The organism is Pseudomonas sp. R1-43-08 (genome assembly GCF_003852255.1).
Taxonomy (GTDB): domain Bacteria; phylum Pseudomonadota; class Gammaproteobacteria; order Pseudomonadales; family Pseudomonadaceae; genus Aquipseudomonas.
This window is the reverse complement of the sequence record NZ_CP027734.1, coordinates 1,710,162-1,726,936: the sequence shown is the minus strand read 5'-3', so window position 1 is coordinate 1,726,936 and position 16,775 is coordinate 1,710,162. Positions and strand designations below refer to the sequence as shown.

Below are 16,775 nucleotides of genomic sequence, written 5' to 3'. Positions count from 1 at the left end.
TCGGCCTCACTTTCTTCTTAGAACGGAAAAAATATATCTGGATATGAAAAACTTTCTATAGGAACTGCTGATCTCGCTAAATCGGAGATTTGAATTCTGCGCCATGGCTACAAGCTGTGCAGCGACACGATCAAGATCGTGATGTTGGAGCACATAGGTTTTACAGGTCTCACCGTAGGTGCTACCCATATATCCACCAGCCACTAGCTCTCCAAAATCCTTCAAACCTTCACTCGCAGAAAAAGCCCCTAGGTCGAAGTTTATCGTCTCTGACAAAGGCATGTAGGAGCGCTCTGCACCAACTGCTTGATAGGTCGGCATAACTATAAATGAAGGCACACCGATTGCACCGCTTTCCAAGATGGAAGTACCCATACTGAATACCGCATCTGCAGTAGTCGCTAGCAGCTTATGCAACGTAGTGTTATTCACATATCCATATTTTTTGATCTTGCAGTGTTCAGGAGCAAGCATCTTTTCTTCTGAATCTCCGCTGCCCACTATATGCAATACTAAGTCAACTCCTCGGCGTTGGCTCCAGGCATCCAGATCCCGAATGACACGATTCAACGCACCAATTTTAAAATCGACCAGTCTGCCGACCCAGAAAAAATTCAACAACTCTCTCTTTTCATCACTATTAACTTTAACATTAGAGATCACAGGCGATGGTATAGGTAAAAAATGCTCCGCCACCTCGCCGCCGATAAACCTCTGACCAAAAATATAGTTTTCCCGATCCATAAAAAACAACGCGTTTTTAGCCGACGCTAACTTAAATAGAGCGCGCGCATATTTAACCTGCACGGTAAGTAGCGCTATATCTATAATTTTTTTTAAAAAACTTGAAGTGTCGAGTTTTTTATAAAAAGCAAAAGGCAAGATTGGAATACAGTTATAGGGATGAATGGACCAAAAAACCACCTTGGCATCTCCCCCACCGTCACATTGCGTAAAGCCTCATACGCCATATTTGGCGGAAGCAGGAGGACATCACACGTCGCTGTGATTTTCTCTCGGATACTTGTGATAGCTATGACGTCCTGAGAAGGAACTCCCAATTCAGAGAAAGCGCCGTCAGCGTAATCCACAACCTTACACTTATAACCTTGCTGCTTGTAAAGCACATACAGTCTAAAAAAAAGGTGTTCTGCCCCCCCGACAATCCTGCTGGGATTGTAAAAAACAAAATTCATAAGGGCCTCTCCACTTTTTGAAAATACTTATAAATTACGACGAACACGAAAAACTGGATCGGGTTGACGTATTGAGATTGATAGAAAAAAAAGATAAATATCAACGCAAGGCACACAAGAAACAACAAATATTTCTTCGCGCTAATTACTTTGTAAGCAACATAGATCGGATAAAAAAGCAAAGGTATCGCAAGCACTCCAAACATGTACACCACATAGGGAAAGAGCGCTTGCGGCTTTAACACAACACCTTCCGAATGCAACGCACCAATGACTTCATGCTCGTAAAGTATTGGTCCAAGTCCATACACATTGAGGATCGACGGCAGGGCTTCATTGAAGGAAAGTTCGGGAAAATAGAATATGCGTTGTAGTCCGTCCAAAATGGCACTCCCATTTAGAATAAAGCGAGTACTGGCACTTGGGTAATCCAACGCCCATTGCAGTACTCCTACCTCGCCAGAGAACATAGAAGTCACTAACGGAATGAGCTCAGTTGACACCCGGTCAACAGCGACGAAAAAAAGGCCCCCCCCAACGCCGCCAGTCCCCCAACGACGATCTTTTTGTATACCCGCCCTAATGAAATATCGACGGCCAAAACCAACACAAAAAACAAAAAACCCATTAATGAATAAGTACTGAGCAACAAAACAAGCAAGGTGCACTGCATTATCCTAGAACTGAACACTCCCTTATTTAATCCCAAAGTATATGCCAAGGCCACGTAGAACAGATAAGTTGCTGCGTAAGAGGGTTCACTAGCAAGGTATGATATACCCCGTCCGCCCTCTAACGTAGTGTAGCGACCAAAATAATTGGCTAACCAAGAAGTCAGATTCAATGACGCCATTAATGCGATAAATAAATGAATGGCTACAAAAAGCCTATAAAACGCGGTACTCCCAAATCCTATCCATGGGTAAGCAAGCACTACCAGCGTCACTACCAAGATAAGTTTTGACAGCTCCGACAAAAACTCAGGATTAAAATCTGAAAAATACGCTACAGCTAAAACAAGCGCTGAAAAATAGAACAAGATCCAAATGTATATATTTACCGATAACCGGCCAGTCAATAAACATAGCGCGCCCAACGCCAACAGCAGCAGCGGTTGGGTTTCGGAAACGCCAGGCAAGATAGGAAAAAAAACCATCGAAATCGAAAACAAAAAAAAGTTCTGCAATGTTGTACTGCTTTCGAATTGATTTTTGCTGTGATGATCCACTGCACGCCCTTTCTTAAAATTTAAAAACCCAAACAGACGATGTTTAGGTTTTCAATTGGAGACAATCGAACTGCTCTTTACGACTTATTAAACATTTGCTTCAAGGCTTCAACTATACGATGGGACGCCTTGCCATCTCCATAGGGGTTATGGGCGAATGACATTTTATCGTAAGCAGATTGGCTGTTTAAAAGCTCATCAACCTCCTCGATCATAACCTCTACATCGGTCCCCACTAATTTGACAGTGCCGGCCTCCAGGGCCTCAGGCCTTTCTGTGGTATCCCGCATAACCAGGACTGGCTTACCCAAAGAAGGGGCCTCTTCCTGAATTCCACCTGAATCAGTTAGGATGAGGTAGGATTTTTCCATGAGATATACAAAAGGCAAATAATCCAATGGCTCGATTAAATACACATTCTTGATATCTTTAAGCAATCTATTTACTGGCTCGCGCACATTAGGGTTCATGTGCATAGGATAGATAATATCGACGTCTTTGTGAGCTTGAGCAATATGAGCCAATGCTTTGCAGATGCGCTCAAACCCATCGCCAAAGCTTTCGCGCCGATGCCCTGTTACTAGGACAATACGTCTCTCAGGAGAAATAAAAGAACTCGGCTGGGCCGCTCCCTCTCTCAGCTGTTCATCAGTTTTCAGGCGATCAATAACCATCATCAGTGCATCAATAACGGTATTACCCGTGACAAGCACATTTTTTGCAGGAACGCCTTCCCTTAGTAAATTAGCCTGAGACGTTTGTGTTGGGGCGAAATGAATATTGGCCAATGCTCCTGTTAACTTACGGTTTCCCTCTTCCGGCCAAGGAGAATAAATATCCCCCGTCCTCAGCCCAGCTTCCACATGCGCCACAGGTATTCTGTGGTAGTAAGCAGCAAGACTTGCTGCGAAGGTAGTTGCGGTATCGCCGTGGACCAAAACTATGTCAGGTACAAATTCGGCAAAAACGCCTTTTAAACCTTCAAGAATTCTGACAGTCACATCCGTCAAGTCTTGTGACGGTTTCATGATGTTCAAGTCAAAATCAGGCACTAGAGCGAACAGTTTAAGAACCTGATCCAACATTTCCCTATGCTGTCCGGTTACGCAGATCTTCGCGTTTATACCAGGATCTTTCGCTAAAGCAATCGCTACGGGCGCCATCTTAATAGCTTCCGGCCGAGTACCAAACACGCACAAAGTTTTCAACATAACTTCACCTCTGAGCCTTTAAAAATCTGTAGGTATAAGCGGCCATGACCAGCCAATATAAAGCGTAGTTCATGACATATGCGATAACGACACCTTGAATCCCAAAGTAATCCGTCAACAACCACGTCAGGCCCACGAAACTGACGGAAAATACCACTTCAGCAACGATGTAAAATTTGTACATCGCCTTACTTAGAACCAAATAGGCTAATATCCATCCACCAATTTTTAATACGTCACCAAGCATTTGCCATGCAAATAAATCACGCATGGGTGAAAACTCGCTAGTGAACAGGAGCTCAATCACAAAATCTCGCATAAGGTACAATGTGGCGCCACCCAGCATCGTGAGCGGCATAATTACCTTATAACCAAGTGCCAACTCTTCGATTATTTCTTTAACAACTGTCAGTTCGGACAGCTTGGGAAGGTAATAAACACTTAGCGTCGTGGTAATCAACATCAGATACGCTGCACTTAAACGTGAGATCGCTTCCCAGTAACCCGCCGCCGCCCAGCCAAACGTCCCCCCTAAATGATCACGTACTAAGATCGAGCTAAGTGGAACACAAACAGCTGAAGTCAACGCCATGGCCGCGTATTTTGAAAGGTTTATTGCGGAATCCCGGTCGATACGACCTATAAAATTCCCCATTTTAAACCAATGAAGCTTTCTGCAAATTAGCATCGTAACAAAGAATGAGAGTGATTGATAAATAGCCAACGCAACCAGTGCGCCATATAACCCAAGTTGTTGTGCCATAACAGCCGTGACGATTAGAGCGAATAAACTCCCAGAGATACTAGCGGTTACATAACGTGGTATTTCTTTTTTTCCATTCAATACCGCTAAAAGCAACGTGTTGAAGCTGAAAAACAGCAACCCCACGGCAAACCAAATAAAGACGCCTCCCAAAGAAGCGTCCTTCAGGAACCAGACTGCCAATGACTTATTAAATAGAGCAACCAACACACCCGAAAAAAGCGAACCAATTAAGGCGAAAGTGCCTGCGGTTCGCCAGATTGAGCGCTGCTTCATTACGTTATCATGATACTCAGCTGTATACTTCGTAACTCCTGTATTAATCGAAGCGCTTGCAAACGTGGTTATCATTTGTATCGCATTTTGAAACTGTCCTAATGCGGCATAACCTGATGGACCTACATAAACAGCGAGCACCTTGTTAATACCCAAGAGCGTAAGCATCTTCACCAGTACTGCGAGACCATTAAGCACGCTTGTCTTCAGCAGGTTCATAAGAACAAGTTAATCCTTACTCATAAAACGATTACACACTTGAGCTACGTAGGCTGCTTCTTCTACAGACAAGGAAGGTCCCATGGGTAGACTGAGTACTTCATTGTGTATTCTTTCAGTCACAGGAAGTTCAAGATTATTTAATCCTGGGTAGGCCTGCTGCTGATGAGGAGGTATAGGATAATGAATTAACGTTTGAATGCCATTATCCATTAGGAACCGTTGTAACTCTTGCCGGCGCGAGCTACGAATCACAAAAAGGTGCCATACATGTTGCTCAGGGCTAACAACTACCGGAAGTGTAATAGCATTATTTTTTATGTTATCTAAGTAAGCACTGGCAATTTTTTGACGATGCTTAGTCTGCTCATCCAAAAATCCAAGTTTCACGCTCAAAATAGCTGCTTGGATTTCATCCAACCGGCTGTTCACGCCTTGGAAGATATTCTTGTACTTTTCATGAGAGCCGTAGTTGCGAAGCGCCTTTAATACTTCATACAGCTCTGGGTCAGAGGTCGTGATGGCACCAGCGTCACCTAACGCCCCGAGGTTTTTTCCTGGATAAAAACTAAATCCTGAAGCGTCGCCCCAGCTACCAGATTTTCGCCCATCAATCTGAGCGCCATGCGATTGAGCAGAGTCTTCTAAGACCAAAAGGTTATGATCAGAAGAAATTTCCATTAAATTTTCCATATCTGCGAGTTGCCCGTACAAGTGGACGGGTAACAAAACTCTTGTTCGCGGCGTAATGGCACGTCGGACATTTTCAGGACATAGGTTGAAGGTGTCGGCATTCGGCTCTACCAATACGGGAACCAAGTCGTTCTCCGTAATGGCCAGGATACTAGCAATATAAGTGTTGGCAGGCACAATGACTTCATCACCCGATTTCAGCTTGCCCATGGTTTTCCATGCGCGCAGCGTCAGAGTCAGCGCATCTAAGCCATTTGCCACCCCAAGGCAAAATTCCGTACCACAGTATTCCGCGAATTTTTTCTCAAACTCATTGAGCTTTTGACCCTGAATATACCAACCAGAATCCAATACATCAGTCATTGCTTGAATCAACTGCTCGCGGCAAGCCTGGTTTATCGCCTTAAGATCCAGAAAAGGAACGTTCATATGTAAATCCTTGAAATATTTTGGTTGCCGGAGTACATGCTTTCCACACTGCACCTTTAAAGACGCCGAAAATAGCATCGTACGAGGGTTGGTTACACGTTTTTTTCCAGCTCGCCAGCATGGAATTTGACCGCCAGGAACACTAGAGGCAGGTATGCCAGCGCTGTGATTGAAAGGCCATCGATGTCATAAATCACACAGATAAACGCCAACGGCGCGAGCCATAGTACGTTAATCGCTAATACCGTTAACGTGACACGCCGATGACTACGGTAGCGCCGGGACGCATACTGATATGCGTGACTTCGATGCGCTTCGTAGACCTTGTCGCCCCTTGCCAGCCTCCTGATAAGTGTGAAGGTAGCATCTACGATGAAAACTCCCATCAAAATCAGCCACCCCCAAAACATCGAAGAGGAAATCCATGCAGCCTGCAACGACAAAATACCGAGCACAATTCCAAGGAAACCGCTTCCTGCATCCCCCATAAAAATACGGGCCGGGGGGAAGTTCCACACCAAAAAACCAATTACGGCAATTGCAAGAGCGGCGCAGGCTACTGCTGAAGCACTGGAACCGACAATATAGTATAGGCCAACGCCACCCAAGCACGTGCACAGGGCCTGGATACTCGCTATCCCATCGATGCCATCCATGAAGTTAAAAAGATTCAGCATCCAGACAAGATACAGCGCACCAAATACGTACCCGAACACCCCAAGGCTGAAAGTAAAGTTGAAGAGGGTAATCGAGGGCATACCACCTAGCCACCAAAGAGCCCACAGTGCGGAGAGGAAATGACCAATGAGTCGCCATCTCGCGGGAATATGCCCGTGATCGTCTAAGAATCCAATGATCGCCACTACAGCTCCAGCACCCGCCAGAGAAATAACAAACCCCGAAGATATCAGCGTTCCGGACGCCATCCACCCCAGTGCAGCTAAAAACGTAAGAACGATCGCCACTCCACCACCCCGAGGCGTAGGGACGTTATGCGAGCTTCGATCGTTAGGTATGTCCATGATACTGCGCGCGAGGGCGTATTTACGTAATAGTGCGGTCAAAAAAAATGACGAAAAAAATATTGCCACCCCATACAACCAGAAATAGGTCTGCATAATTACCTGTGCCATCGATATATGAACTAATTAATCAGAGGTGGCAAGCCCAGTGGCCGATCTGTTGAGCGTTCATTTTCTATAAAATTACGAGAAACGCTTAGACAGCCATAAAAACCCACTCACTATCAGACTACCGAATTCAAAGCAGCTCCTTAAAATCTTCATAATTTCTTATATAATCAGACTCATCATAATAGTCGTCCGCCAACACCAATAGCACGCAATCATCGCTGAAATCGTGCATTTCATGCCAGACCATCTTGCCGATTAAAACAGCTTTATCAGGCGAGTCCAGTAAAAACTCTTTCCGCTCTCGTCCGTCATCCATCAACATCCGGCAGGAACCTGATACACATACAGCAACTTGCTCTAGTTGTTTATGAGCATGAAAACCGCGAGATACACCTAGCTTCGTACCTGTCAGGTAATACACTCTTTTTATACTAAAAGGCAGATTTTTCCCGCCCTCCATTACGAATAGTTGACCTCTTTCATCACCTAAGACGTTGAGATTGAAAGTATTTACAAAGCTCATTTCTAATCCTCAATATTGTGCGGCCAAGGTCCATTATCTAGCTTCGCCCAATTATACCTATAGCAACCACCAAACCTGCGGGATGCCATTTTTTTGCCATCATCTACCGCTTCTCGACCCCAGCGATGACCGCCTCCCACAAAATTTCTCACCACCTGCCGATAACTCCAACTGGAAAATTCGCAAGTATACGACTCTCTGAAGCTGCCCTGTGAACGATTTCATGTAATTGACCAGGACGTTTCTACGCGCACCGTTTGAGGCGTAATCGTGATAGATGAATGCGCTCGGAAAAACTCACCTGCTCAGCTCATCTGGGAAAATCTCGCCGGCACCGTAAAGCAGGGTTGGTCCATTCAGTCCACTCTACGCGAAGAAATGGAAATAGTTTCTTGGTGGGAAGGCGTCGAGCGAAAAGCACTTACGGCTGGGACAACCCCAGAGCGCGCCTTGATGAAATAACGTATTAGAAAAATGCCTATGCCCAGCAGTAGCCCAGCAAACAGGCCCAAAGCTATTACCAAAGGTTTATTTGGCTTCACTGGCCCCAAAGGCTCCAATGCCTGCCTGTCAATTGTCACCAGATTGACATTGTTCATATCAATGTTCAGGTTTCGCAATCGAGCAATTTCTGAACGTAATGGCTGGACACCACTAAGGAAAAGATCCTCTTGTTCACGGCGGTTTAACATTTCAATTTCGCGATTCGACTGCAACAGTCGCATTTCCCTGGCGATCTGAGCTACGCGCGGATCAGCAAAATCGTCAGTATTTCGTTTCGCCAAAGCGGCTCGCTCTGCCTCCAAGGCATCGCTCCCCATAAAGTACAAAGGTATCTGCTGATTATTGATTTCCGTTCTCATAACACGAGCTGAATCAGTACGATTGGAATCACCAAGAGAGGACGGCGTTGTAGGCTTACGAATCCCTAGAGATTTGGAAATCGCTATTGCCTCATTTAATTGCGCAATTCGATCAGACCGAAGCGCTTTGAGCTGGGCACGCAGTGCTTTCAACTCGTCTTGAAGCTGCGCCCTCTTCAGATCGTCGGACTCGACGAGAGAAGCAATTCTAAGCGTTTTATCAGCCTCATAACTGGAACGGGCAGCCGCCAACTTACCATCTATTTCACGAAGGCGGTTATTAACGATCACACTTACGTCAGCCGCTATTTGCACACGCTCGCTGGCGATGGCGTACTTCACAAACTCATTAAGTATGGATACGCCGTCTACGCCTGCTGGATATTTCATTTCGATTTTTATGTAAGCACTCAGGAGATTTGCTTTAGAATCAGGGAGTACAAGATTAATGGAGTCCCGATTGAACTCTTCGAAACTTTGCTCTAGCGTCCTGCCGGGACGCTCGAAACGTTTAAACATTGTCTGGTGGGTACGAAAAAAACCTAGTCGGGTATCATAAGATTCCAACGCTGCCCCTACCTTTATCAAAGCTTCTCCGGGTGGCAATTGGTAGATTTCGGATCGATTTAATGCATCCAACTCATTAATCGCCACCGGACGCAGAACACTGCTAACCTGATATTCAGGCGTCGAGAAAAAGGCATAACCAGCCGCAATCACACCGATAGAAAGAGTAGTGATCAAAAAAAGTTTTTTTTGCCGTAATGCAGACTGCATGAGCGAAATAAAATCGATTTCGCGAGGCGAGAGGACCGGGGGGGCGCGGAAGCTACTACTCACAACAAAAACCTGCCTTCAAAGAGAAACTGCGGGCTCGTTATGCAGACAATTTGCGTGTTTTTATTCTAATTGGATGACCGCCAAAACCCAGCGTCTCTGCCAGATTTTGAGCGCACAAAATGACCGTTATCGAGAACAGATTCCATTTTGCCATCTCTTTGGCATATTACAAGACTTGACACGTCTGTAGGAAAAGTCCTAATCAGCCAAGGAAATGGCTCATTTTTCGGCGCTACAGGAGTCAGACGGCAGCAGATTTGAATAGGTATGATAGCACTCAGTCGGAAATACTGGGCCTGGCCTTAACAGGGTGGCTAATCGACGTGATCCAGCAATGTAAAAAAGGCGCTACAGAGTAAATTTTATCTGACAGACGGTCGTATAAAATACTCTCTGAAGCTGTGGAAATGCACCCGATCTCCTACTCTTTCGTCGCAGTCCTAACACGCCGGCCGCGCACATAAACTCCCAACAGCGGCCCAATCAACATCCCAACGATTAGCGCCACCACCACAAACACCGCCACCGGCATCTGCGCAGTACTCCATCCCAGGAACGACAGCGCAACACCCTGCTGATTCTCGAGCACAAACGCCAATACCACCAGCGCAGCAACCAGCACCGCGAATACCGCAACAACGCGCTTAACCCCACGCATAACCATCTCCTACTCCAAAAACACTAGACGCCCTCTTCCTCTTCTTCGTTCACCCGATCGCGCAATTCCTTGCCCGGCTTGAAGTGGGGAACGAACTTTCCGTCGAGGCTGACGGATTGGCCGGTTTTTGGGTTGCGGCCTACGCGCGGAGCGCGGTAGTGGAGGGAGAAGCTGCCAAAACCGCGGATTTCGATGCGATCTCCGGTGGCCAGGCATTGGGACATTTGTTCAAGCATGGTCTTGATAGCCAGCTCCACATCCTTGGATGAGAGCAGCCCTTGATGGGTGACAATTCGTTCGATCAACTCCGACTTCGTCATATTTTTCCCTTCTTTTTCAAGCAGCTAGGAAAAGCGCTTCGAAGGTTTTAGCATGACTTGATGAATTTGAACAGCCCGTATATCAACTTATCTACGGCTTAAATAAACGTCCGCAATGAGCACATCGAAACCTCAGTTGCAGATTACCAACATCGTGCGCGTCACTGCGCCAGCGGGATTCCAACCAAACGGATAGTCGCCCTCTTCATCCGCCGCATCACTGGAACGGGTGAGGACTTTGTAGCCCTGCATTTTGCATTCACGAGCAGCGCGTTTTTCGCACTTCTCCCATTTATTGCCCAGACCAGAGCAGTCGATCTCAATACCGCTAACGCCGCTCTTGGCATGGGTCTTGGCGCTGGTGCTGGAGCAGCCGGCCAGTATGACTAACGCGAGCACTACGAGAATCCTGTTCATTCAAACCCTTATCGAATCAGTAACACGGAATATCTTTAAAAGACTATAGCCAGTTCTGACCGCAGGCTGAACGCCTTGGTTCGGCGGTGTTGATTCATCAAATTTCAGGCACAAAAAAGGGCGACCGAAGTCGCCCTTTTCCTACAGCTTTACAGAACTTAGTTCTGCTTAGCCATTGCTTCGCGCAGCAGGGAGGCCATGGTGGTCTCGCCAGTTGCAGCTGCCGGAGCTTCTTTCAGGCTCTGGATAGCTTCTTTCTCTTCCACTTCGTCTTTGGACTTGATGGAGAGTTGGATTACGCGGCTCTTGCGGTCAACGCTGATGATCTTGGCTTCTACTTCCTGGCCTTCTTTCAGAACGTTGCGCGCGTCTTCAACGCGGTCACGGCTGATTTCGGAGGCTTTCAGAGTCGCTTCGATATCGTCGGCCAGAGTGATGATGGCGCCTTTGGCGTCAACTTCTTTCACTGTACCTTTAACGATGGCGCCTTTGTCGTTCTCTTGAACGTACTCGGAGAACGGATCGCTTTCCAGTTGCTTGATACCCAGGGAGATGCGCTCGCGCTCTGGGTCAACCGACAGGATAACGGTGTCCAGCTCGTCGCCCTTCTTGAAACGACGAACAGCTTCTTCGCCCACTTCGTTCCAGGAGATGTCGGACAGGTGAACCAGGCCGTCGATGCCGCCGTCCAGACCAATGAAGATACCGAAATCGGTGATCGACTTGATGGTGCCGGAGATTTTATCGCCCTTGTTGAACTGGCCAGAGAAATCTTCCCATGGGTTAGATTTGCACTGCTTGATGCCCAGGGAGATACGACGACGCTCTTCGTCGATGTCCAGAACCATAACTTCCACTTCGTCGCCGACTTGTACGACTTTCGAAGGGTGGATGTTCTTGTTGGTCCAGTCCATTTCGGAAACGTGTACCAGGCCTTCAACGCCTTCTTCCAGCTCAGCGAAGCAGCCGTAGTCAGTCAGGTTGGTAACACGCGCGGTCACGCGGGTGCCTTCTGGGTAACGGGCTTTGATAGCGACCCATGGATCTTCACCCAGTTGCTTCAGGCCCAGGGAAACACGGTTGCGTTCGCGATCGTATTTCAGAACCTTGACATCGATCTCATCGCCAACGTTGACGATTTCGGAAGGATGCTTGATACGCTTCCAAGCCATGTCGGTAATGTGCAGCAGGCCATCGACGCCACCCAGATCGACGAATGCGCCGTAATCGGTGAGGTTCTTGACGATACCTTTGACTTGTTGGCCTTCCTGCAGGGATTCCAGCAGAGCTTCACGCTCGGCGGAGTTCTCTGCTTCCAGCACGCTGCGACGGGAAACGACAACGTTGTTGCGCTTCTGGTCGAGTTTGATGACCTTGAATTCGAGTTCTTTGCCTTCCAGGTGCGTGGTGTCGCGCACTGGACGAACGTCGACCAAAGAACCTGGCAGGAACGCACGGATGCCGTTAACGTCGACAGTGAAGCCGCCTTTAACCTTACCGTTGATAACGCCCTTGACCACTTCTTCAGCTGCGAAGGCTGCTTCGAGAACAATCCAGCATTCAGCGCGCTTGGCTTTTTCACGGGACAGCTTGGTTTCACCGAAACCGTCTTCAACCGAGTCCAGAGCAACGTGAACTTCGTCACCGACATTGATTGTCAGATCGCCAGCATCGTTGTAGAACTGTTCCAGCGGGATCAGAGCTTCAGACTTCAGACCAGCGTGAACGGTTACCCAGCGAGCTTGGTAATCGATATCAACGATAACACCGGTGATGATGGAGCCTGCCTGAAGGTTCAGGGTTTTTAGGCTTTCTTCAAAGAGTTCCGCAAAGCTTTCGCTCATTTTAATTCCTGTTGATAAGGGCGAAGAATACGCCCATCTCCACACCCCAGACGGTGTGGGTCAGTTTCAATTAAAAGAAGCGCCGCAGGACTATGACTGGTCCCCTGCAACCTTCTTGGTCACCCGGCGATATCGCGAATGGCGATCTCGCTCATGATGCGTTCCAACACCTGCTCGATGGACAACTCCGTGGAATCCAGCTGTATGGCGTCAGCCGCCGGCTTGAGCGGGGCTACCGCACGCTGGGTATCACGCTCATCGCGTGCACGGATCTCATCTAGCAGACTCGACAGACTAACACCATCGACTTTGCCCTTCAACTGCAAGTAGCGGCGGCGGGCACGCTCCTCAGCGCTGGCGGTCAGGAAAATCTTCAACGGCGCCTCGGGAAACACCACCGTGCCCATGTCGCGGCCGTCGGCCACCAGGCCCGGCGGCTCCTGGAACGCGCGCTGGCGCTGCAGCAAAGCCTCGCGAACCGCCGGCAGAGCCGCCACCTGGGACGCGCCGGCGCCGATACTCTCGGTGCGAATCACGTCACTGACTTCATCACCTTCGAGGATGATGCGCTGCAATTGACCGTCGGTCGCCGCGATGAACTGCACGTCCAGATGGGCGGCGATTTTCGTCAGCAACTCTTCGTTGGTCAGGTCGACACCATGGTTACGCGCAGCGAACGCCAGCAGGCGATACAGCGCGCCGGAATCCAGCAGGCACCAGCCCAGGCGCTTGGCCAGGATGCCGGCGATCGTGCCTTTGCCCGAGCCGCTTGGCCCGTCGATGGTAATCACCGGTGCTTTGATATTCACAATTGAGCCTCTTGGGCAACACGCATGCCGACGTGGGCACACAGTGTAAGAAAATTCGGAAAAGATGTAGCAACGTTGGCGCAATCACGGATGCGAATCGGCGCCGCTGCTCGTAAGGACGCCACGCTGAACGCCATGGCAATCCGATGATCGCCATGGGCATGCACGTCGCCACCGTCTATCGGGCCGCCGTCGATGATAATCCCATCAGGCGTCGGTTCACACTTCACACCCAGCGCCAACAGACCGTCGGCCATGACCTGGATGCGGTCGGACTCCTTCACCCGCAACTCCTCGGCGCCGCGCAGTACGGTTCGCCCCTGCGCGCAGGCGGCGGCGACGAACAGCACGGGAAACTCGTCGATCGCGAGCGGCACCAGCGCTTCGGGAATCTCGATACCCTTGAGCACAGCCGCGCGTACACGCAGGTCGGCGACCGGCTCACCGCCCACTTCACGCGGGTTTTCCAAGGTGATGTCCGCACCCATCAGGCGCAGGATATCGATCACCCCGGTGCGGGTCGGGTTGATACCGACATGCTCCAGCAACAACTCGGAACCCTCGGCAATCGTGGCCGCGACCAGGAAAAATGCCGACGAGGAGATGTCCCCCGGTACCTCTATATGGGTAGCGGTCAACGCATGCCCGGATTCAACCGACGCCGTCGCGCCCTCCACGCCTACCGGATAGCCAAAACCGCGCAACATGCGCTCGGTGTGGTCGCGGGTCGGTGCAGGCTCAGTCACACAGGTTTTGCCTTCGGCATACAGCCCGGCCAACAACAGGCAGGATTTCACCTGGGCGCTGGCCATCGGCAGTACATAATTCAAGCCTTTCAACGCCTGACCGCCGCGGATGGTCAGCGGCGGACGCCCTTGCGGCCCGGTCTCGATCACTGCGCCCATTTCCCGCAATGGCTCAGCCACCCGACTCATCGGGCGCTTGGACAGCGACGCGTCACCCGTCAGCACGCTGTCGAAGCGCTGCGCCGCCAGCAACCCGGACAACAGGCGCATGGACGTTCCGGAGTTACCCAGGTAAATCGGCCCTGGCGCCGGTTTCAAGCCATGCAAACCCACGCCATGAATCGTCACCCGCCCATGGTGCGGCCCTTCGATCACCACGCCCATGTCGCGAAATGCCTGCAACGTCGCCAGGGCATCCTCGCCCTCCAGGAAGCCTTCAACTTCGGTCACGCCATCGGCCAATGAGCCCAGCATGATCGACCGATGGGAGATCGACTTGTCTCCCGGCACTCGGATGCGCCCGCTCAAGCGGCCAGCGGGGCTGGCGATGAACGTCAGCTCGTCGGCGTCCACAGCAGTTTCCATATAGGCCCGGCGCGCCAGGATCTTGCTGAAGTGCTCACGCGCCACCCGCGCACGGGTGAACACGCCCAGTAATTGGTGACCATCACCTGCATCCACCGCATCGCGCAGGGCATCCAGGTCGCTGCGGAAGGTGTCCAGGGTGCGCAACACCGCTTCGCGATTGGCGAGGAAGATGTCATGCCACATCACCGGATCGCTGCCGGCAATCCGCGTGAAGTCGCGAAAGCCTCCGGCGGCATAGCGGAAAATCTCCAGATTTTCGTTGCGCTTGGCCAACGAATCCACCAGGCCAAACGCCAGCAGATGGGGCAGATGACTGGTAGCAGCGAGCACTTCGTCGTGGCGCTCGACCTGCATATGCTCCACGTCCGCCCCCAGCTCCCGCCACAGCCGATCCACCACGGCCAACGCCGCTGGGTCGGTCTGCGCAAGCGGGGTCAGGATCACTTTGTGCCGTCGAAACAGCTGCGCATTGGACGCTTCCACCCCGCTCTGCTCGGAACCGGCAATCGGATGGCCCGGCACGAAGCGCGGCGGCATTTCACCAAACGCCAGTTGCGCCGCGCGCACCACATTGCCTTTGGCACTGCCGACATCCGTGAGAATCGCGCTGCCCAGGTCCAGGCCGGCCAAAATCGTCAGGAGCTTTTCCATGGCCAGGATCGGCACCGCCAGCTGGATCACGTCGGCGCCATGGCACGCGACGGCCAGGTCCGCCTCACAACGGTCTACCACCCCCAGTTCTACCGCCAACTGGCGCGAATGCGGGTCCAGGTCCACGCCGACCACTTCGCCGCACAGCCCGCTCTCGCGCAGGCCTTTGGCGAAGGAGCCACCGATCAACCCAAGACCGACCACCACCAGGCGACCGATCATAGGCACAGCAGGTTGCAATGCAGTGACATCAACCACGGGCCAGAACCTTGGCCAACGCCTCCAGGAAGCGGTTGTTCTCAGCCGGCAAACCAATGGTGATGCGCAGATGATTCGGCATGCCGTAATTGGCCACCGGACGCACGATCACGCCTTCGCGCAGCAACCCCTGGAAGACCGGGGCAGCTACCTGGCCGAGGTCGACACAGATGAAGTTGCCCTTGGAGGCAATCCAGCCCAGGCCCAGCTCGCGGAAACCTGCCTGCAATTGCTGCATGCCGCTTTCGTTGAGGCGACGGCTTTCTGCCAGGTAGTCCGCGTCATTCAGCGCCGCACAGGCCGCCGCCAGGGCGAGACTGTTGACGTTGAACGGCTGGCGCACGCGGTTCAGCACATCGGCAACCACCGCCGTGGACAAGCCGTAGCCGACCCGCAGCGAGGCCAGGCCATAGGCCTTGGAGAACGTGCGCGACACCAGCAGGTTCGGGTAGGCCGCCAGGAAGTCCAGGCCATCCGGCAGGTCGCCGCCTTCGGCGTACTCGATGTAAGCCTCGTCCAGCACCACCAGCACGTGCTCGGGCACGCCTTGCAGGAAGTCGTCCAGCGCCTGTGCGTCGAACCAGGTACCGGTGGGGTTGTTCGGGTTGGCAATGAACACCACGCGGGTCTGGGCGTCGATGGCCGCCAGCATCGCCAGCAGGTCATGGCCCCACGCTTTTGCCGGTATAACGCGGGCATCCGCGCCTACGGCCTGGGTCACGATCGGGTAGACCGCAAAGGCATGCTCACTGAACACCGCATTCAGGCCCGGCGCCAGATAAGCGCGACCGACCAGCTCGAGGATGTCGTTGGAACCGTTGCCCAGGGTCACCTGGTTCAGATCGACCCGGCATTTTTGCGCCAGCAGCGACTTGAGGGCAAAGCCGTTGCCGTCGGGGTAACGGGTCAGCTCAGCCAGCTCTTCACGAATCGCCGCCAGCACCTTGGGGCTCGGGCCCAGCGGGTTTTCGTTACTCGCCAGCTTGACGATCCTGGACGGGTCCAGATTCAACTCACGCGCCAGCTCGTCCACAGGCTTGCCCGGAACGTAAGGCGACAGTTGTTGCACGCCCGGCTGCGCCAGGGCGAGGAAGTTGCCACTCATGTTAA

16 protein-coding genes are annotated in these 16,775 nt (G+C 51.2%); all 16 read right to left on the bottom strand.

The features are described from left to right. Window positions 1-6: 6 nt before the first annotated feature. Window positions 7-924, bottom strand: coding sequence for a hypothetical protein (locus tag C4J87_RS07855; protein ID WP_124366339.1), 918 nt, complete (start codon window positions 922-924; stop codon window positions 7-9). A 268-nt stretch (window positions 925-1,192) separates the two neighbouring features. Continuing rightward, window positions 1,193-1,675 carry a hypothetical protein gene (locus C4J87_RS07850; RefSeq protein ID WP_124366338.1) on the bottom strand — a complete coding sequence of 161 codons (483 nt, stop codon included), beginning with the start codon at window positions 1,673-1,675 and terminating at the stop codon, window positions 1,193-1,195. After that, window positions 1,675-2,424 carry a hypothetical protein gene (locus C4J87_RS07845; protein WP_124366337.1) on the bottom strand — a complete coding sequence of 250 codons (750 nt, stop codon included), beginning with the start codon at window positions 2,422-2,424 and terminating at the stop codon, window positions 1,675-1,677. The genes C4J87_RS07850 and C4J87_RS07845 overlap by 1 nt, the downstream gene beginning before the upstream one ends. A 77-nt stretch (window positions 2,425-2,501) precedes the next feature. Beyond that, on the bottom strand, window positions 2,502-3,635 hold the full coding sequence (wecB, locus tag C4J87_RS07840; protein ID WP_124366336.1) for a non-hydrolyzing UDP-N-acetylglucosamine 2-epimerase: 1,134 nt from the start codon (window positions 3,633-3,635) through the stop codon (window positions 2,502-2,504). Between the two features lie 4 nt (window positions 3,636-3,639). After that, entirely contained in the window at window positions 3,640-4,893 is a 1,254-nt protein-coding gene (locus tag C4J87_RS07835; protein WP_124366335.1) for an O-antigen translocase, read from the bottom strand. A 9-nt stretch (window positions 4,894-4,902) separates the two neighbouring features. Further along, entirely contained in the window at window positions 4,903-6,015 is a 1,113-nt protein-coding gene (locus C4J87_RS07830) for a DegT/DnrJ/EryC1/StrS aminotransferase family protein (protein ID WP_124366334.1), read from the bottom strand. A 92-nt stretch (window positions 6,016-6,107) separates the two neighbouring features. Continuing rightward, window positions 6,108-7,133, bottom strand: coding sequence for a glycosyltransferase family 4 protein (locus tag C4J87_RS07825; RefSeq protein ID WP_124366333.1), 1,026 nt, complete (start codon window positions 7,131-7,133; stop codon window positions 6,108-6,110). Window positions 7,134-7,275: 142 nt separating this feature from the next. Further along, on the bottom strand, window positions 7,276-7,671 hold the full coding sequence (locus tag C4J87_RS07820; protein WP_124366332.1) for an FdtA/QdtA family cupin domain-containing protein: 396 nt from the start codon (window positions 7,669-7,671) through the stop codon (window positions 7,276-7,278). Between the two features lie 356 nt (window positions 7,672-8,027). Further along, the gene (locus C4J87_RS07815; RefSeq protein ID WP_124366331.1) at window positions 8,028-9,374 is read right to left on the bottom strand and encodes a GNVR domain-containing protein; all 1,347 of its coding nucleotides are present in this window, start codon (window positions 9,372-9,374) and stop codon (window positions 8,028-8,030) included. 421 nt (window positions 9,375-9,795) lie between these two features. After that, window positions 9,796-10,032: a LapA family protein gene (locus tag C4J87_RS07810; RefSeq protein ID WP_124366330.1), complete on the bottom strand. Its 237-nt coding sequence runs from the start codon at window positions 10,030-10,032 to the stop codon at window positions 9,796-9,798. 23 nt (window positions 10,033-10,055) lie between these two features. Continuing rightward, window positions 10,056-10,352: an integration host factor subunit beta gene (gene ihfB, locus C4J87_RS07805; protein WP_003189779.1), complete on the bottom strand. Its 297-nt coding sequence runs from the start codon at window positions 10,350-10,352 to the stop codon at window positions 10,056-10,058. 132 nt (window positions 10,353-10,484) lie between these two features. Continuing rightward, window positions 10,485-10,769: a hypothetical protein gene (locus tag C4J87_RS07800; protein WP_124366329.1), complete on the bottom strand. Its 285-nt coding sequence runs from the start codon at window positions 10,767-10,769 to the stop codon at window positions 10,485-10,487. 158 nt (window positions 10,770-10,927) lie between these two features. After that, the gene (gene rpsA, locus C4J87_RS07795; protein ID WP_124361860.1) at window positions 10,928-12,613 is read right to left on the bottom strand and encodes a 30S ribosomal protein S1; all 1,686 of its coding nucleotides are present in this window, start codon (window positions 12,611-12,613) and stop codon (window positions 10,928-10,930) included. Between the two features lie 119 nt (window positions 12,614-12,732). Continuing rightward, window positions 12,733-13,422 carry a (d)CMP kinase gene (cmk, locus tag C4J87_RS07790; RefSeq protein WP_005786302.1) on the bottom strand — a complete coding sequence of 230 codons (690 nt, stop codon included), beginning with the start codon at window positions 13,420-13,422 and terminating at the stop codon, window positions 12,733-12,735. Continuing rightward, window positions 13,419-15,629, bottom strand: a complete 2,211-nt coding sequence (locus C4J87_RS07785; RefSeq protein WP_256680090.1) for a bifunctional prephenate dehydrogenase/3-phosphoshikimate 1-carboxyvinyltransferase — start codon at window positions 15,627-15,629, stop codon at window positions 13,419-13,421. Before C4J87_RS07785 ends, cmk begins: the two co-directional genes overlap by 4 nt. Window positions 15,630-15,657: 28 nt before the next feature. Then, the gene (gene hisC, locus C4J87_RS07780; protein WP_124366327.1) at window positions 15,658-16,770 is read right to left on the bottom strand and encodes a histidinol-phosphate transaminase; all 1,113 of its coding nucleotides are present in this window, start codon (window positions 16,768-16,770) and stop codon (window positions 15,658-15,660) included. Window positions 16,771-16,775: the final 5 nt, after the last annotated feature.